Raw genomic sequence first — 25,375 nt, forward strand, 5'->3', positions numbered from 1 at the left:
GTGATCACCGCGCGAAGTACCGGCCCGGGGAGATGCCGACCATGCGGTGGAAGGCGGCCACATAGGCGCTCGACGTGCCGTAGCCGACCCGCTCCGCGATCCGGGTCACCGGCAGACCACCGGCCAGCAGCGGTAGTGAGGCCGCGAGCCGGATCTGAGTTCGCCACTGCCCGAAGGTCATTCCGGTCTCGGCGAGAAACAGCCGGGCCAGGGTGCGCGGGCTCGCGGCGGCCGTCGCGGCGAACTGGTGCAGGGCGCGGTCGTCCGCCGGATCGCGCACCAGCGCCCGTGCCACCGTCAGGGCGCGCGGATCGGTCGGCATCGGCGCTCCGACCGGCACCACCTCCACGGGGTCGAGCAGGTCGAACACGACCGCTTCCGCTCGTCGGCGTGGCCCGGCATCGCCCCGGTCACGCCGGGCGTCCGGGCGGTCGTTCGCGGCGTCGGCATCGTCCGATGCCAGGTGGTCGAACAATTCGTGCAGCAGGCGGCCCACCCGCAGCAACGTCGGCGCGGTGAAGGCGACCGGGGTGTGCTCCGGCTCCACGAAGATGCCGCGCATCGCGGCTCCGTGGGATGTGCCCGTGCGGTGCGCGATACCACCGGGGATCCACAGTGCCCTGGTGGGCGGCAGCACCCAACGGCCGACGCCGATCTGGACAGCGAGGACTCCCCGAGATGCCCAGGCGATCTGGTGCTGCGGGTGTTCGTGCATTTCGAACCAATGGCCGGACGGGAGGTCGCCGGCGCCGAAGATCATCGTGGTCGACATCGGCGGTGGGGTGAGCAGCTGTGCGTGGCCGTTTTGCGACACAGTCTGTCACTGTAGCGTCTGGTTGCCACGGCTCAGGCGTCCTACCGTCGAGTCATGGGAATGAACTACCTACATCGAGTGCTGTGCCGCTCCGCATTGTGGGAGCGCACGAGCGTGAAGAAGATCGTGCCGTGGGCGCTGGCGGGTCTGGATCTGGGCGACTCCGCGCTGGAGATCGGTCCCGGATACGGCGCCGATGTCAGGGCGCTGCGCGCTCGCGCGGCGACACTCACCGGAGTCGAGATCGATCCCGAACTGGCGGCCGGTCTGCGGAGCAGGCACGGTGAGCGGCTGCGCGTGGTCCAGGGCGATGGTGCGGCAATGCCGTTGCCGGAGAACGAGTTCAGCTCGGTCGTCTGTTTCACGATGCTGCATCATGTGTCCTCGCCCTCCCGGCAGGACGAACTGTTCGCCGAGGCGCTGCGGGTGCTGCGCCCCGGCGGAGTGTTCGCGGGCAGCGACGGCCTGGATCAGTTGCCGTTCCGGCTGATGCACGTGGGCGACACCTGCGTGCCGGTACCCCCGGAGACGATCACCGAGCGCCTGGCCCGCATCGGATTCACCGACATCGAGGTCGACAAACGATTGTCCAGCTTCCGTTTTCGCGCACGACGCCCCGGGAGTTAGACCGCGCCGCGGGAACGGCGGTGAAGAACATCCCCTGCACGACGATCACCGGCAGGAAATACTGCGCGTAGTCGTAGCCGACGACCGCCATCGAATAGCGCAGCGGTAAATAGAAAGAAATGAAGAACATCATCGGGGCGAGGAATCCGAACGCCAGATCTCGCTCGCGCAGTGCGAACCGCCCGCTCGCTCAGCGCGATCCACTGACCGCGCCGAGCGGAGGCGAAGTGATTCGTCATCGGTTCACCTCTCCCCGCTCGGCCTGTCGATCCCGTACGGTCGCGCGGACGAAACACATTGTTCGCACCGGCTATCTCCGCCCCGGATGCTATTTGCGGAAGCTGCGAATGATCTGCCCGCCGAATACGATCGTCAGTCCCACCGACCACAGTGCCGTGTACAACACCGGCAGGGCCACTGGTCCGCCGGAGATGAGACCGCGCATCGCGTCGATCGCCACACTCATCGGCTGAGCCCGGACCACCGGTTGCAGGAAGCCCGGATACTGGTCCACCGGAACGAATCCCGAATTGAAGAACATGCCGAGCAGGATCAGAATCGAGGACAGTTCCACGATCTTCGCGCCCGCGCGGCTCATCGCCAGGGCCATCACCATCGTCGCGAATCCCACCACGAGCAGCACGGGGACGAGCAGCGCGCCGAGCACCGACAACAGACCGGTGTGCCAGCGCAGCCCGAGCAGCGCACCGATCAGGAGCAGCAGCACCGTCGCGCCGAGCGTGCGCGCGCATTCGGCGAGCAGTCTGCCCGCCGGGATGGCTGCCCGGTGGCCCGGCAGCGCCCGCCAGCGGTCCAGCAGGCCGTTCTCGGCCTCCGCGTGCAGCGAGGTGCCGCTCGCCATCGCGCCGAACATCGTGGCCGTCACCGCGACCAGCGGAACGAAGCCCTCGATACTCGCCCGTCCGGAGGACGCGGACAGGAATCTGCTCAGCACCAGTTGGTACATCAGCAGCAGCACGGTCGGGAAGATCAGCGACTGGACCATGATCTCGGGTTCGCGCTGCCAACGGCGCAGCAGTCGGCCGGCGTGGATCAGACTCTGCCCGACCAGCGATGCGTGCGTGGTCGCGGTGTCGTTCTGCTGTGTCGTCGTGGTCATCGTGCTCGCCTTCCGATCCGCGCCGACACCGCGGTGAACACCGCGATCAAGGCGACCGCCCACGCCAGCGCCGAGCCCACCGAGTCGTACCGGCCCGCGGACAACGCGCGCAACGCGTCACTGCACACCGATACCGGCTGCCACCGGACGATCGGCTGAATCCATCCCGGAAAGCCTTCCGCCGGAACGAATCCGGTCGAGGCCATGATCAGCAGCAGCTGTGGCAGCAGGAGGATCTGCCCGCCGATCTCGGGATTTCCGGTCGCGGTGCCGACCACGTCGGCGCCGATCACCACGCCGACGGCGAACAACAGCGCGAGAACCACGAACACGACCGCGGTGCCGACGCCGTGGAATCGGAACCCGAAGATCGAACCGATCACCAGCGCACCGGCGATGGCCACCAACGCGCGCGAGGCGTTGGCCGACATCCGCGCGGCCATGGGCACCCAGGGCCGCACGGGCATCGAGCGCAATCGCGTGCCCATTCCGCTCGAGGTGTCTAGGGCCGCGCGGTCGGCGGCCGACATGGCGGTGAAGAACATGCCCTGCAGGACGATCACCGGCAGCAGGTACTGCGCGTAGTTCATCCCGGACCGCTCCATCGAATGCCGCAGCGGCACATAGAAACACATGAAGAAGATCATCGGCGCGAGGAATCCGAAAGCCAGGTCGCCCTCTCGGATCGCGGCGCGCACGGTGCGGCCGCTGAGTGTGCGCCACTGCAGGCCGGTCGGTGGCAGCGCGATGCTGGCCTGTTCGCTCATGCCTGCACCGCTTCGGCGTCGGAATTCGCGTCGGACCTGGTCAGCTTGACGAACACCTCGTCCAGCGACGGACGGCGAAGGGCGATGTCCACCAACTCGATTCCGGCGGCCGAGATGCGTTCCAGCGCCGCGGTCAACGTCGCGGCTCCGCCCGGAGCGGGCACCGAGACGCGGTCCCCGGCGTCGGCGATGGTGACCTCTCCCAGACCGGCCATGGCGTTCGCCACCGCGGGGATGTCCGAGGACTCCACCGGCACGACCTCGCAATAGCTGGGCCCCGAGCGCGCTTTCAGATCGTTGGCCGTGCCCTCCGCGATGACTCGGCCCTTGTCGATGACGATGATGTTGTCGCTCAGCACATCGGCTTCCTCGAGGTACTGGGTGGTCAGCAGCACCGTGACGCCCTCGTGCCGCAGATCGCGCACCAGTGACCAGACCGCTTGGCGGCTCACCGGATCCAGTCCGGTGGTCGGCTCGTCCAGGAACACCACCTTGGGCAGCCGGACCAGACCGCAGGCGATGTCGATGCGTCGGCGCATACCGCCCGAGTACTGGCCGACGCGCCGGTCGGCGGCCTCCTCCAGATCGAACTGGGTGAGCAGTTCCGCCGCCCGCTGCTTGCTGGCCTTGCTGCCCATCCCCAGCAGACGGCCGAACAGTACGAGGTTCTCCCGCCCGGTCAGCAGGTCGTCCAACGCCGCGTACTGTCCGGTGAGCATGATCGATGCGCGAACCGACGCGGCATCGCGCACCACATCGAATCCGGCGACCGTCGCGCGCCCCGCATCCGGCCGGACCAGGGTGGACAGCACCGATACCGTCGTCGTCTTACCCGCCCCGTTCGGTCCGAGCACACCCAGAACGCTGCCCACCGGTGCGGTGAAACTGACTCCCTGGAGGGCGTGCACGGCACCGAATCGTTTCTCGACGCCTTCGACGACCACGGCCTCGGCGTTTGCCTGCGTTGGAACCGCAGCCACAGGATCCTCCCAACTCTTCTTCGCGAACTAACTGCTACCCGTCCGAAAACCCACCGCCGGAGCCGAACTCGGATCGAACGGAGTTCGGCCCGGATATGTAAGGTTAGGCTAACCATAACAAAATACTCGGTGGTCGGGTAAGGGGTGACGGATATCGGGAACCCGGCGGCCGGATCATCGAGTGGCTCGGGCGGCGCGTCGCCGCTGTGCTCGTGCCGCGACGCGCTGGGCCGCGGTGACCACCCGCACCGGCCGCAGCGTGTGCGCCAGCCGGTACGGCGTCGGGCTCCGGTACAGCTCGGCGAGCGAGAAGTGCTGTCCCAGCTGATCTTCCAGCAGTGCGTGCGCGCGGATCGCACTGATCGACGTGCCGCCCAGGTCGAAGAAACTGTCGTGGATCCCGAACTCGCCGACGCGCAGCGCGGCACCGAACACCGAGGCGATCGTGGCGTCCAGTCCTCCGGTGTCCGAGCCCGCGCCGGCGTCGCCGGGTGCGTCGGTGGTGGCGACCTCGATGCGCACGGGCACGCCGAAGCGGTCGCGCACCGTGCCGAGGGCGCCGAGCACTCGGTCGCGCGAGGCCGCGTCGAGGCGCAGCACCAGATCGGTGGTCGTCGGGTCGGGGACGGCGAGCAATCCGGCGATCCGCGCCCCCCGAGGGTCGAGTCCGACCAGCGGATAAGGGGTTTCGCGACACAGGCACACATCCAGTGAGGCCAGTGCCTCGGCCGGATCCAGGGCGCGATAGCCGTTGGCCCGGCCCAGATCGCTCAGCGTACTGGCACGGTTCAGGCCGACGCCGTGCCAGGTCGACCAGGCGATCGACCGGGTGTGATGCCCGCGCGCCGCGAACTGTCCGGTGAGCGCGTCGAGATAGGCGTTGGCCGCCGCATATGCCGCGGCATGCGCCGCGCCGAATACGGCGTTGACCGAGGAGAATCCGATCCAGCGCAGATCAGGCCGCGAATCGCCCAGGCGCATCAGGGTTTCGGCGACCGATGCCTTGGCGGTGAGTGCGGTGTCGAAATCCTCGGCCGTCGATTCGGCCAGCGGATGTTCGGCGAAATGTCCGGCGAGGTGGATCACGCCGTCCAGGCGTCGCCCGAAATCCGTCTCCGCTGCCTCGACGCACCGCCGCAGGGCTTCGGCGTCGGTCGGATCCAGGACGGCGTGGCGGATTCCGTCCGAATCGGCGGGGGCTTCGGAGCGGCCGATCACCAGCAGCCGCAACCCGTATCGGCGTCGCAGGTGTGCGGTGACCAAGGTGCCGACACCGCCGCGGCCACCGCTGACCAGATAGAAATCACCCGGCGTGGGCGGTTCGGCGTCCAGCGGGGTCGTACTGCGCAGCAGCCGGGGTACGAATCGGCCATCTCGCAGCGCGACCACCGGATCACCTGTGCTGCTGGCGATTTCGCGGGCGAGGGTTTCGGAGGAGACCGATGCGGCGGTGTCGATGTGGCGCATGTGCAACTGCTCGAGTTCGGCTCGCGCGGTTTCCACCAGTGCGGCGCACGCCGCGTGCAGTGGGTCGGCCGCCGTGCCGACGGCGAACGCCGCCTTGGTCACCACGGTCACCGAGGCGCCGGGCGGGCACTCGGACAGTGCGGTGGCCAGGGCCGCCAATACCTGTGCGGGCGTGGCGGTGTCGTCCACCGTGGCTGCCTCGGCGGGCGCGCCCTCGACGGCGCCGACGGTGATCACCGTGCCTGGGTCCGATGGTGCATCGGCCTCGAGTCGTCTGGGCGTCCAGGTCAGGTCGAAGAAATGGTCGGCGACGGTGCCCGCATCTCCGGCCGCGACGCCCAGGGCCGCGAGATCGGCTGTGAGGGCGGCGAATTCGCCGCGCTCATAACGTTCGCGCAGGGCCGAACGCTGGATCTTGCCGATTTCGGTCTTGGTGATCACGCCCTCGGGCAACGGCAGCACCACGGCGGGTGAAACACCCACTGTCGCAACGACGGCGGCCCGGATCACCGATACCGCCGAAGCGGCGTCGTCGTTGTCCGCGAGACGGCAGAACACGATCAGTTGCTCCCCGTCGCCCTGCTGCACCGCGCACGCGGCCGACCAGGAGGTCAGGGTGCAGTCCAGCCGATCGACCGCGGCTTCGATCTCGTGGCACGGGTAGTTGACGCCGTTGATGATGACGACATCCTTGGCCCGGCCGGTGATCTGCAGGCTGCCGACGTCGTCGATGCGACCCAGATCGCCGGTGTCGAACCAGCCCTCGGCATCGAAGGCGGCCGAGTTCTGCTGCGGCAGATTGCGATAGCCGCGCGTCACGGTGGCTCCGGACACTTGCAGACGGCCGACCTCGCCGGTCGCGAGCAGCCGATCCGCGTCGTCCACGATGCGGATTCGGCATCCCGGAATCGGCGCGCCCAGGTGCGCGAAGGTGTCCGCGCGCGAGGTGGCACTGCGGAACCGGGGCGAATACACCACGCCGGAACAGGTTTCGGACATACCCCAGACCGGGACCATGGTGTCGGCGGCCAGGCCGTGCGGAGTCAGCGCGTCCAGGAACGCCGCCGCGACCGCGGGCGCGATGGCCTCTCCGGCATTCAGGGTCATCCGGAGTGCGGAAAGGTCCCAGCTGCGTTCGGGTGATGCGCCGACAGCCTCGCTGACCAGGCCGAACGCGAAGTTCGGGGCCCAGGTGCCGGTCACCCGGTAGCGGTCCATGACATCGAGCCAGCGCAGCGGGTCGGCGAGAATCCAGTCCGTCGGGGCGTGGATCTGATCGACGCCGTGGTAGACGTCGCGCAGATGCCACATCACCACGCCGCCGACGTGATCCAGCGGCATCCAGTTGAACGAGACGTACGAGTCGGTGAAATCCTCCACGGTGCGCAGGGATTCGCCGCGCCGCAGGATATTGCCGTGCGTCAGCTCGACGCCCTTGGGCGCCCCGGTGCTGCCGGAGGTGAACATCAGCAGCGCGACGTCGTCGGGGCCGAGTTTCGGCAGCTCTCGGGACGAACGGTTGTCCGGATTCGCGGAGCCGCGCGAGTACGCCTCGATGCCGATGGCGCGCACCGGATCTCCGTCCGGAGTGTGCCACCTGCGCAGCGTGTCGTACTCGTCGCGTCCGGCCAGCACGATCGGCTGTTCCAGGTTCTGCCAGATGCGCAGGAACCGATCGCGCGCCGGACTCGGCGTGGCGTAGTCGACCGGGGCGGCAATGGGTGCGGCGACCAGGCCCGCCAGCAGACACGCCCACACGCCGACCAGGAAATCCTCGGTGTCGCGGGCCTGCAGGACGACCGGGTCGCCGGTCCGGCTGCCGCCGTCGAGCAGAGCCTCGGCCAGAGCGGTTGCCCGCGAGAGCAGTTCGCCGTAGTTCGAGACGGTCTCGGTGTCGGTGGCGCGCAGATGCCGGATGCTGCCGCTGCCACCGGCGGCGGCCACCAGCGCCGGGCCCAGGGCGGTCCAGCGCGGTTCGGGTTGCGGACCGCCGTCGGATAGCGCGGGACCGGTGCCGGGGACGTCCTCGCCGTTCGCTGTGGCAGCCGCGGCCGGGACGGCCGTGCGGCGCAGGGGCGGCGGCAGCGGTTTGCCGGTGGTCGCGGTGGTGGCGCCCGCCGCGACGGCCGCCGCGGTGATGCGTTCGGTCTCCACCGCGTCGAGTACGGGGATACGTTGCAGCGCAACGGTATCGATGCCGCCGGTCGCGTCGAGCGGCAGTGCGCCGGGGAGGGTGACCACGGCGTCCGGGACGAGTGCGCGCGGCACGTCGTCGTCGAGCAGGCGCAGCACCGCGCGCCCATCGATGGCGGTGGCCCGCGAGACGTAGGCGATGGTTTCGCGCAGACCCGCGGCGTTCGTGCGGGACAACACGGCGGCTTCGCGCAACTGCGGCAGGGTCAGCAGCGCATCGCGCACGCGGGCGGCGAGCGCCGGACCTCGCCCGGTCCAGACGGCGGTGTCGGCGCGGTTGGTGTCGATACGCAGTCGCGTCCCGGTGATGGCGCCGCGCAACCCGGTCGGTTCGGCATCGATGTGGACATCGCCACGGAAGCCGTGCGGCACGACCGCGCCGAAGTGGTCGCGCACGGTCAGTTCGCCGGGGCTGTACGCGCTCGCGTCGGCGTCGACTCGCAGGTACCAGCCGCGAGCCTCGTCGCCGTAGACGGTGTGGGTGTGCACGGGGGCGGCGACGGATTCGCCGACGGCGATCGCCGCGCCTTCGAAACCGGACAGTTCCGCGCCGGAGCCGAGCGCTACATCGGTGTCACCTGGTGTCGGTGTGTCGTTGATCTGACCGAATTCGCTTGCGGCCCAGAGTACGTCCGCGGCGTGCGCGGCATCGCCGAGCCAGATCGTCCGATTCGCGTCGCCGGGGAACCACGTCCGCATGGTCTGCACCTGCGCGGCCACGGCTGCGCGATCCAGTAGCACTCGGCCGTCGATGGCGGTCGTGAGGATCGCGGGACGGTCGGGTGTCAGCTCCGCAGGCGGCAAGATAGTGGCGTCGCCGGATTCGACACTGCCGGGTGCGCGCAGCGGGTGGACTCCCGGTGTTCGGAACCCGACGGCGTACCAGTTCTCGGCCCGGTACCAGCGGTTGGCCGCGGCGATCTCCTGAGCCAGCGCCACATCCGAGTCACGCGGGTCCAGGGGGAGCCACACGCCGCCGCGACGCAGGATCGCGAGCGCGGCGATCAGCACGTCGCTCGAGCGCAGATGCCCGGCGGTCGCGACCACGTCGCCGGGACGCACCCCCGCCTCGTGCAGCACGGCCTCGTACCGCGCCACCGAGTCGGCGTCCGGGCGGAAAGACGGTTCCGGCAACGACTCTCGTTGTCCGGAGAAGCGGGACAATATCGACTCGATGGTCGATCCGAATTGGTCGCGGCCAGGCGCGGCTTCGTCATCGGAGCGTAGGTCCGCCTCGGTATCTCGGCGAGTGCTCGAGTCGGGCAGCTCTGACTCCACGGGCGAGGTGAGCTCGCTGACGTCGGGTGCGGCGCTGCGCTCGGATGCCCGGTACGGTCGGCGCACGGGGGAGGCCGGCAGCACCGACTCGGCGGGCAGCGCGAGTCGGCCGAACTCCAGATCCGGTGCGGCGCAGCAGCTTCGCAGCATCGTGGTGAAGGTCTGCGCCAACCGTTCGACGGTGTCCGCGTCGAACAGATCGGTGCTGTAGACGATGGCCGCGCGCAGCCGATCGGGATGCTCCCAGATGTGCAGTTCGAGCTCGAACCGGGTGGAGCGCTCGTCCTCGTCGATGCGCACCACATCGAGGTCGGCGAAGCGAACCCGGGCGTCGGCGAAGTTCTGCAACGCGAACAGCAGCGGGAAGGTGACCTCGCCGGTGTCGTGGGTCCGGCGCAGGGCGGGCACGATCTGCTCGACGGGTGCGTCCTGGTGGGCGAAGACGTCCATGGTCGCGGCGCGCACGCGCGAGAGCAGCGAACGGAAGGTCGGCTGCCCGCTCAGATCGACCGGGATCGGCAGCGTGTTGACGAACAGGCCGATCAGATCGACGATCTGCGGATTGTCGCGATTGGCGAGCAGGGTTGCGGCGGTGACGTCGTCACAACCGCCGCTGGCCCGGGAGACGGTCGCGGCCCAGGCGGCCAGCAGCACCATGTAGAGCGTCGCGCCGTCGCCGCGGGCGAGCTGACGCGCGCCATCGGCCACCGTGGCGTCGATATCGAACTCGTGCCGCGCCCCGTTGGAGGTGCGCGTCGTCGAGCGCGGCCGGTCGGCCGGCACGGTGGAATCGGCGAGTCCGTGCGGGAACAGCCCGCGCCAATGCGCCAGCTCCGCGTCGAGCGCGGTCTGGTCGGTCCTGCCGTGCTGCCACTCGGAGTAGTCGGCGTATTGAATCTCCAACGTGGGCAACATAACCGGGACACCCGCGGTGCGCGCCTGATAGAACGCGTCCAGTTCGCCGAGCAGAATCTTCAGCGACAGTCCGTCGACCACGATGTGGTGCACCACGATCGCGAGCAACCGGTCCTCGCCGCCGAGTTCGAGCAACCCCGCCCGCAGCGCACCGGGCTCGCCCAGGTCGAACGGCGCGTCGATGAGCTCGCGCAGTATCGCGGCGACGGCGGGCCGGTCGACCAGTTCGGCATCGGCCGCATCCCTGGCCTCGACGCGGTGCCGGTTCAGTTCGAACCCGCCGCGCGGATGCACCCGCTGCTGGAGTTCGCCGTCCACATCGGCGAACGAGGTGCGCAACTGCTCCTGGCGGTCGATCACATCCGCGAACGCTCCGGCCAGCGCCGCGGCGTCCAGCGGTCCGCGAATGCGCAGCAGCAGCGGCACGTGATAGGACGGATCGCCCGGATCGAGCCTGTGCAGGAACCACATTCGCTGCTGGGCGAAGGAGGCGGGGAAGCTCAGCGTCTCCTGTTCGCTCATGACCGCACCGCACGTCGCGCGCTGGGGATGATCACGTCGGCCGCGCGTTCCGCGCCGTTGTCCGACCGGGCGCGTTCGACCAGTTCGGCCAGCCCGGTGACGGTGAGATTGCCCGAGGAGAAGAACTGTTTGACCGACAGACTCACGCCCAGCTCCTTGCGCAGACTGGTCACCAGCTGCATCGCCAGCAGCGATTCGCCGCCGAGATCGAAGAAGTCGTCGTCGGCGCCGACCTTGTCGATGCCCAGCACCGCCTGCCACGCCTCGGCGATCCGGCCCTGCAACGGCCCGTCCGGTTCGCGGTAGGGGACCGACAGGTTGGGCCGGGCGTTGAATGCCGAACCGCCACCGAACATTCCGCGACCGGCCGGGGCCTGCTGCTCCGGCGCGTCGGCCGTACCGGTGAGTGCGCGGGTGCCGATGATCAGCGCGTGGTCCACCGGTATCGGACCCTCGTGTGCGTCCACATCGGCCTGCACGCGCACCTCGGCGAATCCGGCGCCGCGCAGCAGTTCGGCCCACTGCTTCGGGGAGACCAGAGGAGAATGGGTGCGCAGGGAATCGGTGAAGTACCACCAGCCCTCGAACAGACCCGCGGTCAGCATCGAAACCCGGCGCTGCTGAGCCGATTCCAGCAGCAGCAGACTGCCGCCGGGGGCGAGCAGCGAATGCACCTCGGACACCGTCGTGGCCAGCTCCGGGGTGGCGTGCAGCACGTTGAACGCGAGCACAACGTCGAACGGCTCGGTGAAGCCCTGCGCCTCGGCGTCCGAGGTGACGTCCAGCACGCCGAAACGCATCCAGTCGTAGCCCTCCTCCTGGGCCTTGCGCTGTGCGGCGACGACGAACGAGCGCCCGAGGTCGGTGAAGGTGTATTCGACCGGCGCGCCGTGCACCGCCTCGGCCACCACCCAGGTCAGATAGCCCTGGCCCGCACCGACTTCCAGAATCCGGAGGGGACGGTCGCGACCGGCGGCGAGTTCGCGCAGCGCAGAGCCGACCAGGCGGGTGTAGATCGCGACGTCGCTGTGCGCGAGACGTTTGTCGACCACATCGGTCGAGCGGTCGTCCGATCCGTTGGCGAACATCACCTCGGTTCCGGCGATCTCACCGGTGCACACCTGGCGGTAGCGGGCCGAGCAGTAGTCCAGGAAGGCCAGTTCCTCCTCGGCGTCGGGGTACTGCGTCAGCAGCGCGGCGCGTTCGCGGTCGAGTTCGCCTGCGTCGCAGGGCTTGTCGGTGATGCGCAGGCGATCGCCCTCGCGCACCGCGTACCCGTCGGCGAGCAGCAGGGACAGCAACGCGTCGAAGAATCGCTCGTAGGGCGCGACGAACTTCTGCTCCGCGGCGATCGCCGCCGGGTCGATGAGCGTGCCCGGCGCTGTGGCGCAACCGATTTCACGAAGGAAGCGGGTCACGTAGAGCGCGCACAGTGCTTCCAGTCGCGAATCCAGGCCCTGTTCGACATGTTCGACCGGAATCTGCTGGCGCAGTTCGTCTTCCCGCCGATCCAGATAGCCGAACAGGTCGAATCGCCGGGTCGCGCTGCGAGCGGGAGGATCGATCCAGAACCGGCGACGCTGGTAGGCGTAGCCGGGCAGGGTCACCTTCTGCGCCGCCGGGGAGCTGGTCAGGGCCAGGTCCACCGCGCCGCCGCCGGCCCAGATGCCGCCGAGCGCCTGGAGCAGGACGATGCGATCCTCGCTCTCGTCGCGACGATGTCGCATGGCCGGCGCCCCGACCGCGTCCTTACCCGCCTGGAGTTCGATCAGCCGGGTCAGTCCGCGGCCGGGTCCGGCCTCGACGAACAGCGGTGCGTGTTCCTTGACCAGGGTGTCGATACCGTCGGCGAAGCGAACGGTCTGCCGGGTGTGCCGCAGCCAGTAGTCGGGATCGGCGGCCTCGGCCGCGGTGAGCCAGGTGCCGGAGACGTTGGAGATCACCGGAATTCGCGGTGCGCTCAGCGTTACTGACACCAGAACCTTTGCCAGCGCGGGCAATTCGGGGTCCAGCAGCGACGAGTGCACGGCGGGCAGCGGCAGCCGGTTGACGTCGACGCCCTTGACCTCCAGAGCGGTTTCCAGTGCGGCGATCTCGTCGACCGGACCGGACACCGTGGTGTGCAGCGGTCCGTTGACCGTGGCGATGCCGAGGTTCGCGGTGAGGTATTCGGCGAGTTCGTCGGTGCCCAGCAGCACGCTCGTGGCCGCGCCGCCCGCCCGGTCCAGCAGACGCGCGCGCTCGATCACCACCCGGATGGTGTCCTCGAGACTCATGACGCCCGCGATGCAGGCCGCGGCGTATTCGCCGAGACTGTGGCCGATGAGCGCGGCGGGGGTGACGCCGTAGCGGGCCAGGGTCGCCGCGAGCCCGATCTCGGTGGCGACGATTCCCGCGAACGCGACCGCGGAATCGCCCGATTCGGTGAACCCTTCCGGATCCCGCAGTTGGGCGATCAGGTCGACGCCGGTCAGCGGTTCGGCGACCGCGGCCGCCGCATCGATGACCTCGCGGAACGCCGGTTCGGAGGTGTAGAGCCCCAGGCCCATCCGCGCGTAGTCGGTGCCGCCGCCGGGCAGGACGAACACGACCGGCCGGTCGGCACGGGCATGCGCAGGCGCCGCGGCGGCGAGTGCGTCGCGGGCCTCGTCGATTCCGGAAGCCGTTACGGCCGTGCGGAATTCGTAGTCCTCACGCCCGACGCGCAGGGTGTGCGCGACATCGGCCAGGTCGAGCTGCGGATGCGCCGCCAGATGCGCCGCCAACTGCTCGGCGGCCTGCCCCAGCGCCTCCGGGGTGCGTGCGGAGAGAGCGAGAACCTCCGGGGCGCCGCTATTTCCGCGGTCCGACTCGCGCTGCGGCGCGCGCCCGAGGATGACGTGCGCGTTGGTGCCGCCGATGCCGAAGGAACTGACCGCGGCCAGCTCCGGCAGCGATTCGGTCCATTCGGTCGGGCCGGTGACGACCCGGAACGGGCTGGCGTCGAGGTCGAACAGCGGATTCGGCGCGGAGTAGTGCAGACTCGGCGGGATCGTGCGGTTCTCCAGGGCGAGAACGGTTTTGATGAATCCGGCGACACCCGCCGCGGCGTCCAGGTGGCCGAGGTTGGTCTTGACCGAACCGAGCAGGCAGTAGCCCGTGCGGTCGGTGCCGGTGCGGAACGCGTCGTCCAGGGCACGCAGCTCGATCGGATCGCCCACCGGCGTGCCGGTGCCGTGCGCCTCGACGTAGCCGATGTCCTCCGGGGTCGTCCCGGCCGCGGCCTGCGCGGCGAGGATGACCTCCACCTGACCGGGCGCACTGGGCGCGCCGTAACCGGCCTTGCGGTTGCCGTCGTTGTTGACCGCGGAACCCTTGATCACCGCGCGGATCGGATCGCCGTCGGCCAGCGCGTCGGCCAGGCGCTTGAGTACGACCACGCCCACACCGTCACCGGGGAACATGCCGTTCGCGCCCGCGTCGAAGGCGCGGCAGCGGCCGTCCGGGGACAGCGGGCCGTCGGCGATCGCCTGATATCCCTGGTGCGGATTGGGATTCAGCGAGGCACCGCCGGCCAGCGCCACATCGCACTGGTAGCTCAACAGATCCTGGCAGGCGACGTGGATCGCGACCAGGGAGGTGGAGCAGGCGGTCTGCACGCTCATCGCCGGACCGGTCAGACCCAGCTTGTAGGCCACCCGGGTGGCGATGCCGCCGGGGGAGCTGCCCGAGGTGGCGGGCAGCGACGCCATCGAATTGGCCTGGTCCATGACGTGCGGGTACACGTTCTCCAGGAAATAACGGCTCTGGCTGCTGCCCGCGTACACCCCGATCCGGCCGTCGAAGCGGTCGGGCACCTGACCGGACTGCTGCAGGGCCTGGTGGCAGCATTCCAGGAACAGGCGTTGCTGCGGGTCGATGAGTTCGGCTTCGGACGGGCGGTAGCCGAAGAAATCGGCGTCGAATCGGTCGATGCCCTCGACGGTGGAGGCGACCCGCACCAGCGCGGGATCGTTGTATTCGGCCTCGGTCCCGCCGGCGGCGAGGAATTGCGCGAGGCTGAATTCCTCTGCGCCTTCCCGGCCTTCGATCAGGTTGTCCCAGAAGGTCGTCAGATCCGGTGCGCCGGGGAACCGGCCGTCCATGCCGATCACCGCGATGGCGTCCGCGTCGGGCCCTTCGGGTAGTTCCTCGAATTCGTGGGTGCCGGTCATCTGAACTTCCTTCCGGGCCGTGGTCGGGGGGTGGCAAGCCGACGGAGCTTGCGGAGTCGGCTGGGTAGGTGAACACAGGCCGATGAGTGTGGTGTGGAATTCGCCGAGCAGGGACTCGATGTCGTCGGCGGGGTAGCGGTCGCGGTCCGCGACGACACCGAGTTGGCGTCCGCCGCCGCTGTCGACGGATTCGAGTACCAGGTCGAATCGCGCGGTGGCGAGGTCGATCGGGGTGAGGGTGGTGCGCACGCCGTCGAGCGCCAGTTCGCCCGCCAGTTCGCCGCGTGCGGAGAAGACGGCCTCGAACAGCGGGCCGGATTCGCCCGGCCGGGCCGCGCGCTGGTCGGCCACCACGACATCGAACGGAACCTGTTGGTGCGCATAGGCTTCGATACTCCTGGCGGCGACCTCCGCGAGCGGATCGTCGGCCGCGAGATCGATGTCGACGAGCACGAGATTGCCGAAGTTGCCGAGGACCGATTCCGCGCCCGGCGCACCGCGGTCGATCACCGGCACGGCCAGCGCGACCGTGTCGCGGCCGGTGCGGCGCGCGATGGTCATCGCCGCGGCCGTCATCAGTACCGTGGTTTCCGAAATCCGATGCGTACGTGCGGTTTCAGCGACCGCGTCCAGATCCGACGCGGTCAGCTCCCGGACGGCCCTGCGGCCGCCACGGGGCGGGAGAGCCGAGCCCGGACGGGCCTGCAACGGACGCGAACGCCAGTAGTCGCGGGCGGTGGCGTACTCGACGCTGCGTGCGCGATCGTCCTCGGCCAGTGCGTAATCCAGATATCTGCCTGCCGTGCCGAGCGCCGGGACTTCGCCATCACGCCGGGTGCGGTAGGCCGCGGAGAGATCGCCGAACAGAATGTCCCAGCAGTTGTTGTCGAAGGCGATGTGGTGCAACGCGATCCACAACAGCCAGCCGTCCCCGGTCTCGTCCCGGGCCAGGCCCGCCCGGATCGGCAGCTCCGCACTCAGGTCGAAGGGGCGGATCGCCTCGGCATGCGCGTGGGCGATCGGGTCGGGATCGCTGATCCGGGCGACCTCGAGAGGCCGAACCGCGTCTGTCCGAGTGTTCGGGTCGCCGACGGGTGCGGTGCGGGATGTCTCGTCGCGGCTCCAGTCCAGGATGTGTTGCGTGGGAAGGCCGTTCGCGTCGACGCGGTAGACGGTGCGCAACACCGTATGCCGGGCGACCACGTCGGCCAGGGCCGCGCACAGGGCGTCCGGGTCCAGGGCGTCGTCCAGCCGGATCGTCACCGCCAGATGGTTGGCCGCGCGTCCGGGGGCGAGGCGTTCGGCGAACCACATGCGCCGCTGGGCAGCCGACAGTGTCCCGGTAACTGGTGCGGATCCGCCCTCGAAGGTGGTCCGGGGTCCGGTGGACTCGGGTGCGGGTCCGTCGTCGAGCGCACGACGTGCTGCCTGCTCGATCGCCTGGCCCGCGTGCGCGAGTAGTTCCCGCGCGCAGGTCGCGACGTCGATACCGGCCAGCACGGCGCGTGCGGACACCTCGCAGCCCGCCAGCTCTCGCCGCAGCCGCGCCAGAATTCTGGTGGCGGACAACGAATCTCCGCCGAGGGCGAAGAAGTTGTCGTGCGGGCCGACCCGGTCCAGGCCCAGGACTTCGGCCCAGGCGGCGGCGATCACCGTGGTCAGCGCAGAATCCGTGGTGCTGTCGGTCTCCACGGCCACCGACTCGCTCAGGGCCGCGTGACCGCGCGCGGTCAACCTCGCGCGATCGACCTTGCCGCCCGCGGTGAGCGGCAGCTTCTCCAGGACCAGGATCCGGCTGGGCACCAGATATCCCGCGACGCGATCGAGCAGGTGCGCGCGAAGCGTCGGCTCGTCGGTATCGGCCACCACGTGGGCGATCAGCGCGCGATGTCCCGGTCCGGAGGTCTGCGGCACCGCCGTGACGACGGCATTTCGCACTTCCGGATGAGTCCGCAGCGCCGCCTCCACCGCCGAGGGCTCGACCCGGCGGCCACGCAACTGGACCTGCGAATCACGTCGGCCGATGAATTCCAGGGTGCCGTCCGGCCGACGCCGCCCCAGATCGCCGGTGCGGTAGAGCCGGTCGCCGGTGACCGGATGCCGGACGAATCGCTGTGCGGTGAGTTCCGGATCGCCCCGGTACTCCCGGGCCACACCGATTCCGCTGCAACACATCTCGCCGACCACCCAGTCCGGGCATTCGAAGCCGCGCTCGTCGAGCAGGTGGTAGCGCGCGCCGGGTATGGGCTTGCCGTACGGCACGCTGATCCAGTCCGGATAGTCGGCCGGATCGCCGACGTCATGCCAGATGTTCCACAGGGTCGTCTCGGTCGGGCCGCCCACGCTGACCAGCTCGGCGGTATCGAAGATGGCGCGATAGTCGGCGGCCAGTTCGAGCGGAAACCAGTCTCCCCCGAGGAAACTCAGCCGCAGCGGGACGGAACCGAGTTCGGCCGCCGGGTTCTCCCGGTGGTAGTCCAGCAGCATCCGCATCATCGCCGGTACCGAATTCCACAGGGTGACACCGTGTTCGGACATCAGCACCAGCCAGTGCTGCGGATCGGTGCGCCGGGCCGCGTCGGGCACCACGACGCAGCCGCCCGCGCCCAGGACGCCGAACACGTCGAACAGCGACATGTCGTGGTGCAGTGCGGTGACCGCCAGCGAGCGATCCTGCGGACCGATGCCGAAGGTGCGTGCGGTCGCGCGCAGGCAGTTGACGACGCCGCCGTGCTCGACCGCGACGAGTTTGGGCTCGCCGGTCGATCCGGACGTCGGCAGCAGATAGGCCAGGCTGCGCGCGGTGGTCGTGGTCTGCGGAAGTCCGAGCTGTGGGGAGGGCGCGAGCCGGTCGACGGCGAGGGTTGGCGGTGCGCCCTGCGGCAATACCTGCTCGGTCGCGGTGTCGGTCAGCAGCGCGATCGGCCGCGCCCGCTCCAGCAGTGCGGCGATCGAGGACGTCGGCAGCTCGGGATCGATGGGCAGATACGCCATTCCGGCGCACAGCACCCCGATCGCCGCGGCGATCTGCACAGGGGATTTGCCCATGACGATCGCGACGATCGGTTCGGGCGCATCGGGTTCCGGCGATACCTCGCTCAGCCACCACGCGATGGCCGACGCTCGGGCGTGCACCTGTGCGTAGGTGAACTCGCGGCCGTCCGCACCGCGCACCGCCGGTGCCTCCGGGCGAGTCCGCACCTGCTCCAGAAAGTCGTTGTGCGCCAGAGCATTATCTTCGATCAGCGCCGGGGAAATCTCGTGCACTGCGTTGGGCACGGCACAGTCGGCAGACACGCTGTTCTGCCGAGCCCCCTCATCATTCACGACGGCGGCGTCGAGACCTGTGAGGTCATTACTGTGCCGACTCTGCTCGTCGGCCGACTCCGTCGGGTCGAGCCCGATGGAGTCGCCGCCGGGCCGACCCTGCGCGCCTACTGTGAGCGCGGCATCCAAGCCGATCGGGTCCACGCTGCGCCAATGGGTTTCGTCGCTCGCGAGATTGCGCAATAGCGCCGACCAGGCCGCGAACATCGCCTCGATGACGCCGGGCCGCAGCACATCGCACACGTAGTCCCAGTTGATGTACAGCTCACCGAGCCGTTCCTCCAACTGCACGTCGAGATACACCTGGGGCGTGGAGGTGATGTGGTAGACCGGCTCGAGCGCGCGCACCAGCGCGGAATCGCCCTTGGAGAAGGCCAATGTGCTGGTCAGCACCACGGGCATCAGGACGGGCCCGTGTTCGGCGCCGTGCAGTTCGCCGAGTCGGCGCAGCAGTTCCGTACCGCTGATCACACCGTGCTCGAGCGCCTCCCACATCCGGCGCTGCGCCCGGAAGGCGAAGTCGGTGAACGGTTCCCGCTCGCTCGCATCGATGTCGAGCAGGGTGAAGGTGGCGAATTCACCGGCCACGTCCTGCACGCCGTCCAGCCGTTCGTTGCGGCCCATCCGCGGAACGTTCAGCGTGAAGCGGGGGGTCGCGCTCCAGTGCGCGACGACCTGCGCGAAGGCGGCGATCATCAGTCCGCTGGCGGTGAGCCCGTGCTCGGTGGCGCTGGTCTGCAACCGGGACCAGGTCGACGCGTCCAGGCAGTCGTCGAGCCGATCGAATCGGGGATGGGTGACCGATTCCGGCTCGCGGCGCAGCGGAAGTTGCGGGGGGCCGGGCAGATCCGGCAGCACCCGGTCCCAGTACTCGTCCGCCTCCGCGATGTCCTCGGGATCGGCGAGATCCTGTGCGGCGAGCACATAATCGCGGAACGAACAGGTGAGCTCGGGCGGCGTCGTCTCGGGATCGTCGTAGAAGATGGACAGATCACGAAGCAGCACATGCCAACTCGCGTAGTCCAGCGTCAATCCGTCGATGCCGACGTGCAATCGGGCCTGCACCTCGTGCGCCCGATCGGTATCGGACAGCAGCGACAGCGCCATTCCGAAGATCGGATACCGATCGCACGCGCGCACCTCGTGCGCCATCGTGTCGCGGATCGCGGCGAGCTGTGCCGCCGCGGCGGACTCGTCGATCCCGCGCAGATCCCGCAGGACCAGACCGGAATCGGGCACCTCGGTCAGGATCCGCTGGGTGGCGGTGCGCGGATCGACCACCGCGCGCAGCATGTCGTGGCGGTCCACCACGCGCGCCCAGGCCACCGCGAAGCGGTCCGGGTCGATCACGCAGCGGTATTCCAGATACGCGTGCGTGGAGACGTTTCCGAGCGGATAGAAGTCGCCGCGGCCGATCAGGTAGGCCCGCTGAGTGTCGGTCAGCGGAAACGGTTCGAAGCGTTCGGTCGTCATCGCTTGTTCCTCCGGCGTGCGGCGGCCGCTCGCTGTGCGGTCTTGGCCGCCTCGGCGCGTCGCCGGGCCGCGGCGACCGCGTCGCTGTCGACTCGGGCCTGGGCAGGGAACCCGTCCTCGTCGCCGGTTCGGTGCTTGTCCAGGTGCGTGGCCAGCTGGCCGATCGTGGTGTGCTCGAACAACTCCAACAGCGCGATCTCGGTACCGAATTCGGCGTCGATCAGGTTCTGCACGCGCACCATCGCCATGGAATGGCCGCCGAGTTCGAAGAAGTTGCGGTTCGATCCGACCGATTCGACGCCGAGCACCTCGCACCAGATCCGGGCGAGCCGCAGCTCGGTATCGCCGCTGGGCGCGATGCGGTCGACTGGCTCGTCCTGCGGCGGAACGGCCAGGGCAGCCAATCCCTTCCGGTCGACCTTGCCCGCATCGGTGAGTGGAATCCGGTCCAGGACGGTGATGCCGCGCGGAACCATGAAGGCCGGAACCCACCGGGTGAACCACTGTCGCAACGAATTCACATCGCATTGCGCACCGTCCTCGGGCTGACAGAACGCCGCGAGTTCACCGTCGGAATCCAGGACGACCGCGGCGCGGCGCACCGCCGGGTGGCGCAGGGCCACCGTCTCGAGCTCCGGCAGTTCCACCCGGTGCCCGTGCACCTTGACCTGGTGATCGACGCGGCCGCAGAACTGCAGCTCCCCGGTCGCGGTGAACTTCGCCAGATCGCCGGTCCGGTAGAGACGAGTTCCGGGCAGGCCGGAAACGACGTCGGCGACAAAGGATTCCGCGGTTCGGCCGGGAGCGTTGACATAGCCGCGTCCCAGCGGCAGCCCGCCGATGTACAGCTCTCCCACCATTCCGGCCGGGACCGGACGCAACCGGCGATCCAGAACGTACACGCGCGCACCGGGATTGGGCGTACCCATGGTGACTGCCGTACTCGCGCCGCCCGAGGGCGTGTAGGGACGGCAGGCCACCCCGATGGTCGCCTCGGCCGGCCCGTACCCGTGGAACATGGTCGCCTCGGGGAAGGCGGCGGCGAATCGGCCATACAGCTCGTCGGTCAAAGCCTCACCGCCACACCACACATAGCGCAGCGAGCGGGCCCGGGTGGCGCTGTCGCGACGATCGAGGAGGAGATCGAGCATCGAGGCCACGACGTAGAAGAAGGTGACCTTGTCGCGCTCGATCACCTCCAGCAGATGACCGATATCGGCCTCGCGCTCGGGAGCCACGATGGCCAGGCGGCCGCCGACCGCGAGCGGCAGGAAGATCTCGTTGATCGAGATGTCGAAGCCCAGCGGGGCTTTGAACAGCACGGCGTCGGACGGGCCGAACTGCAGCAGATCCTGCTGCCAGCGCAGCCGGTAGCCGATCGCGCCGTGCCGGATCATCACTCCCTTGGGCGTTCCGGTCGAGCCGGAGGTGAACATCACGTAGGCGAGTTGCTCCGGATCCACTGCGGGCAGCGTGTGCCGACCCGGTTCTGCCTCGGACCGCACACCGATCACCGAAATACCCTGCAGCGCAACGTCCGTCGCATCGGGATCGGTGATCATCAGCGATACGCCCGCCTGGGCGAGCACCTGGCGGCGGCGTTCGACGGGCCAGGTCGTGTCGACGGGTACGAATGCCGCGCCCGCGCGCATCACGCCCAGCAGCGATACGACGTAGTCGATGCCGCGCGGCAGCGATACCGCGACGATCTGTTCGCGCGCCACGCCCGCGTCCAGCAGTCGGCGGGCCAGGCGTTCGGAGGCGGCGAGCAGTTCACCGTAGGTGAGCGTCGCCGAATCGGTGGTGATGGCGACGGCCGCCGGATCGCGTCGCGCCGCCTCGATGACGAGTTCGGGCACCGAGGGCGGACGTGCCCCGCGCGGAATTCCGGTGCTGGAGACCTCGGCCGAATCCGGATGCGCCGCACCGGTCCATCCCGTGCGCACCAGTTCGCGTTGGGCGGCCGGGACGATCGAGACATCGGCGAGTGACGAATCAGGCTCGACGGCAAGGTATTCCAGTGCCGCGGTGATCGATTCGGCGATCCGGGCGATGGTTTCGACCGCGAAGATGTCCAGTGCGCCGGTCACCGCGCCCCGGATGCGGCCGTCCTCCTCCCAGACGTTGCACACCAGATCGAATCGCGCGGTGTCGACGCGGTCGATGATCGCCTCGCCGACCGCCCCGCCCATCCGCAGGGGTTGCACCGGCTGCTGGCCGATCACCATGGCCTGCGGAATCGGCGTCCGGTTGGCGGTGGCGTCCCAGCCCAGTTCGGCGACCAGTTCGTCGAAGGCCACCGACTGGTGGGCCAGCGCCTCGCCGATGGTGTCGCGCACCTGGCCGAGCAGGGCGCTGAAGGCGAGGTCGGGTGTGATGCGTTCGCGCAGCAGCACGGTGTCGGCGAAGCAGCCGACCGCATCGCGTTCGGCCGCGTCGAGGCGGCCGTGGGTGACGGTGCCGGTCAGGATGTCGGTCTGGCCGGTGAGTCGGTGCAGCACCGTGACGAACGCCGCGGTGACGAGCGCGAACGTACTCGCGTGCCGGCCTTGCGCGAGCGTGCGCAGGGCGGCGGATGGTTCCGCGGCGAGGTCGAAGGTGAGCGCGTGTCCGGCGAACGTGGGAGTGTCCGGACGCGGACGGTCGGCGGGCAGGTCGAGCGCCGCGGGCTCACCCGCGAGGCGTGTACGCCAATAGTCCAGTGCCGCAGCGCGTTCGGCGCGCCGGGCCGGACCCTCCCGGCGCAGCACGAGATCGGGGAACTGCGCGACTGCCGCGGGCAGTCGCGGGGTGCGCGCGTCGAGGTCGGCCGCATACAGTTCGGCCAGTTCGGCGTGCAGGACGGCCACACTCATCCCGTCGGCGATGCTGTGGTGTGCGCACAGCAGCATCAGATGCGGTCCGTCCGGATTCCCGGCGGGCGCGAAGGCCAATCGCACCAGCGGACCGGCGCCCAGATCGAATGGCGCCGAGTCGATCTCGCCGATCCATTGTTCGGCGGTGCGGTCGTCGCGGTCGCGAACGGTCAGGATGTCCACCGTGTCGTCCGGTTCGTCGACGACGGCGAACGGGGTGTTCTCGTGCACGACGAACCGGGTCCGCAGCGCGGCGTGCCGGGCCAGCAGCCGGTTCGCCGCGCGGCGCAGCGCCACGACGTCGACGGTGCCGCGCAGCCGCATCGGGAATCCGATGTTGTAGGCGCTCGAGGTCGGGTAGAGCTGCATGAACAGCCACATCCGCCGCTGTGCGGCGCTGAGCGGTATGCGCATACCCGGTTGCCAGGCAGGTGCGTCCTGGTTGCTCTCGACCCGCTCGCGCGCATCGATCAGTGTCGCCAGCTCGGCGGGAGTCGTTGCCTCGGAGAGCAATTCGCGGATCGACAGGTCCACGGCGCAGGCTTCGCGCAACCGGTCGACCAGGCGCGCCGCCAGCAGCGAATGGCCGCCCAGGTCGAAGAATTCGTCGTGGACGCCGATCCGGTCGAAGCCGAACTCCGCGGCCCAGATCCGCGTCACCGTGGTCTCGGTGGCCGAGCCGGGCTCGACATAGTGCGGCAGGGTGATCGGGCGGGGATGGACCGATGCGGCAGGTTCCGCGGTCGCGTACTCGACCGTCTCCTGCGGCAGGTCCGCTGCCCAACAGCGTTGGCGCAGGTAGGGATGGCCCGGCAGGGCGAGCCGGACCGGGGTGTGCCCGCCGCGCAGGATGGTCGGATCGATATCGGCGCGGTCGTCGAGCCAGGCCCGGCCCACCGTGCGCAGCGTCGCGAGATACTTCTCGTCGGTGAGCAGATCGACATCGATACCGGGCGCGGTGTCCGCGGCCGATGCGTCGGCCGCGGACACCGCGAAGTTCGAGGACTCCAGCGAATCGTCGCGCAGTACCCGTTCGGCCTCGGCCGGATCGGTGACGAGGAACGCGGCCCGCACCGGATGGCACTGCCGACCGGACTGCAACGTCCACGCGAACGCGCGCAGATCCGTATCAGGGTGTGCGGCAAGATGATCGGCCAGTTCCTTGCGCATATCGCGCAACTGGACGGTACTGCGAGCGGACAGCGTCAGCAGTTCCGCGGCGCGCGGGGGCGCGGCGGGCGCACGGTGCGGGGCCTGCGCGAGGACGGCGTGAGCATTGGTGCCGCCCAGCCCGAAGACGTGCACACCCGCGCGCCTCGGTCGCCCGGACTCGTGCTCCGGCCAGGCCCGCAGTGCGGGGTTGACCGCGAACGGGGTGGCCTCGAAATCGATGCGCGGATTGAGCGGCGCGCTGTTGATACTCGGCGGCAGTTCGTCGTGAGTGAGCGAGAGCAGCACCTTGGCCAGGCCCAAAGCCCCTGCGGCGGCCCAGGTATCGCCCACATTGGGCTTGTGCGTGCCGATCCACACGCGGTGACCGCGATCGCGCAGCAGACCCTCGAACCCCTCGCTCAGGGCTGCGATCTCGATCTCGTCGCCGAGTGCGGTTCCGGTGCCGTGGGTTTCCAGGTAATCCAGGTCGTCGGCCTCGATACCCGCCACGCTCAACGCCTCGGCGACCGCCTCGGCCTGTGCACCGGCGTCGGGCGCGGCGAATCCGGCCTTGCCCGCGCCGTCGTTGTTCACCGCCGTCGCTTCCAGCACGCCGAGAATCGGATCGCCGTCGGCGATCGCATCGGCCAGTCGGCGCAGCGCCAGCACCGCGACGCCGTCGCCCGGGGTGGTGCCGTCGGCTGCGGCGGAGAAGGCGCGGCAGTGTCCGTCGGGCGAGTTGATTCCGCCCTCGCGAAAGCGGTAGCCGGTGTACTGGGGCACGTAGATCGTCGCGCCACCGGCCAGCGCCAGATCGGATTCCCCCGCCAGCAGGCTCTGCACGGCCAGGTGCACCGCGACCAGTGAGGTCGCGCAGCCGGCCTGCACGTTCACCGCGGGACCGCGCAAGCCCAGCGACCAGGCGATGCGCGCGGCGAGGAAATCCTTGCTGTTGCCCAGCAGATGGTCCATCCGCGCGGCCGGATCGCGCCGCTCGAGCGGGAGCAGGTGGTGCTGGTAGTAGGAATCCGGGCCCGATCCGGCGAACACGCTGATCGCGCCGTCGAATCGAGCCGGGTCGATGGCGGCGGATTCCAGTGTCTCGCCAGCACATTCGAGCAACAGCCGCAACTGCGGGTCGGTTGTTTCGGCCTCCCGCGGGGTGAGGCCGAAACAGCCCGGGTCGAACTGTTCGATGCCGTCGATCACCGGACGCGTGCGCACCAGCGTCGGATCGGTCAGGTCGGCCTCGCCGAGTCCGGATCTGCGCAGTTGCTCGTCGGTGAAGGTGGTCAGTGCCTCACGGCCCTCGCGCAGCAGTGCCCAGAATTGTTCGGGCGTCTGCGCTCCCGCCGTGCGCAGCGCCATGCCGACCACGGCGACGGCGTCCTCGCCGATCGGTTCGTCGCCCATCGATTCGGTCATGAGGCGTCCGGGGCGGTGGCGCCGGTCAGTCGCAACCAGGCTCCGAGGGTTGGCTCGGACATCATCTCGGCGAACCGCAGGCGGATTCCCTCGCGCTTGAGCAGACCCGAAATCTTCATCACGCGAACCGAATCCAGGCCCAGGGCCATGAGATTGGCGTCGGAGTCCAGAGATTCGGCGTCGGCCCCCATCGCTTCACCGACCAATCTGCGCAGGAGATCGTCACAGTTCGGCTTGTCGGACATTCGTATTTCTTCTTCCGTCGAG

Annotated in this window: 9 protein-coding genes; 1 reads left to right on the forward strand and 8 read right to left on the reverse strand. The window is 69.3% G+C overall.

Features of this window, described 5'->3' with window-relative positions:
* Positions 1 to 4: 4 nt before the first annotated feature.
* Positions 5 to 814: an AraC family transcriptional regulator gene (locus tag ON40_RS03720; protein ID WP_245567647.1), complete on the reverse strand. Its 810-nt coding sequence runs from the start codon at positions 812 to 814 to the stop codon at positions 5 to 7.
* Positions 815 to 868: 54 nt separating this feature from the next.
* On the opposite strand from ON40_RS03720, the gene ON40_RS03725 reads away from it, so the two are divergent.
* The gene (locus ON40_RS03725; RefSeq protein WP_040818459.1) at positions 869 to 1,441 is read left to right on the forward strand and encodes a class I SAM-dependent methyltransferase; all 573 of its coding nucleotides are present in this window, start codon (positions 869 to 871) and stop codon (positions 1,439 to 1,441) included.
* Positions 1,442 to 1,769: 328 nt separating this feature from the next.
* Here the strand turns inward: ON40_RS03725 and ON40_RS03730 are convergent, their stop codons facing one another.
* The 7 genes from ON40_RS03730 to ON40_RS03760 form a co-directional block, all read right to left on the reverse strand.
* Positions 1,770 to 2,561, reverse strand: a complete 792-nt coding sequence (locus ON40_RS03730; protein ID WP_051192644.1) for an ABC transporter permease — start codon at positions 2,559 to 2,561, stop codon at positions 1,770 to 1,772.
* Positions 2,558 to 3,328, reverse strand: coding sequence for an ABC transporter permease (locus tag ON40_RS03735; protein ID WP_040818460.1), 771 nt, complete (start codon positions 3,326 to 3,328; stop codon positions 2,558 to 2,560). The genes ON40_RS03730 and ON40_RS03735 overlap by 4 nt, the downstream gene beginning before the upstream one ends.
* A complete protein-coding gene (locus tag ON40_RS03740) occupies positions 3,325 to 4,308 on the reverse strand; it encodes a daunorubicin resistance protein DrrA family ABC transporter ATP-binding protein (protein WP_040818462.1) in 984 nt (327 codons plus the stop codon). The genes ON40_RS03735 and ON40_RS03740 overlap by 4 nt, the downstream gene beginning before the upstream one ends.
* Positions 4,309 to 4,482: 174 nt before the next feature.
* Positions 4,483 to 10,683, reverse strand: a complete 6,201-nt coding sequence (locus ON40_RS03745) for an SDR family oxidoreductase (protein ID WP_040818463.1) — start codon at positions 10,681 to 10,683, stop codon at positions 4,483 to 4,485.
* Positions 10,680 to 19,676 (reverse strand): hybrid non-ribosomal peptide synthetase/type I polyketide synthase, encoded by an 8,997-nt coding sequence (locus tag ON40_RS03750; protein ID WP_040818465.1) that lies wholly within the window; start codon positions 19,674 to 19,676, stop codon positions 10,680 to 10,682. Before ON40_RS03750 ends, ON40_RS03745 begins: the two co-directional genes overlap by 4 nt.
* Complete coding sequence (locus ON40_RS47865) at positions 19,673 to 25,108, reverse strand: non-ribosomal peptide synthetase (protein ID WP_051192645.1); 5,436 nt, start codon at positions 25,106 to 25,108, stop codon at positions 19,673 to 19,675. Before ON40_RS47865 ends, ON40_RS03750 begins: the two co-directional genes overlap by 4 nt.
* A complete protein-coding gene (locus ON40_RS03760) occupies positions 25,105 to 25,353 on the reverse strand; it encodes a phosphopantetheine-binding protein (protein WP_040818467.1) in 249 nt (82 codons plus the stop codon). The genes ON40_RS47865 and ON40_RS03760 overlap by 4 nt, the downstream gene beginning before the upstream one ends.
* Between the last annotated feature and the right edge of the window lie 22 nt (positions 25,354 to 25,375).

It is taken from the genome of Nocardia jiangxiensis NBRC 101359, from assembly GCF_000308615.1.
In the GTDB taxonomy this organism is placed as follows: domain Bacteria; phylum Actinomycetota; class Actinomycetes; order Mycobacteriales; family Mycobacteriaceae; genus Nocardia; species Nocardia jiangxiensis.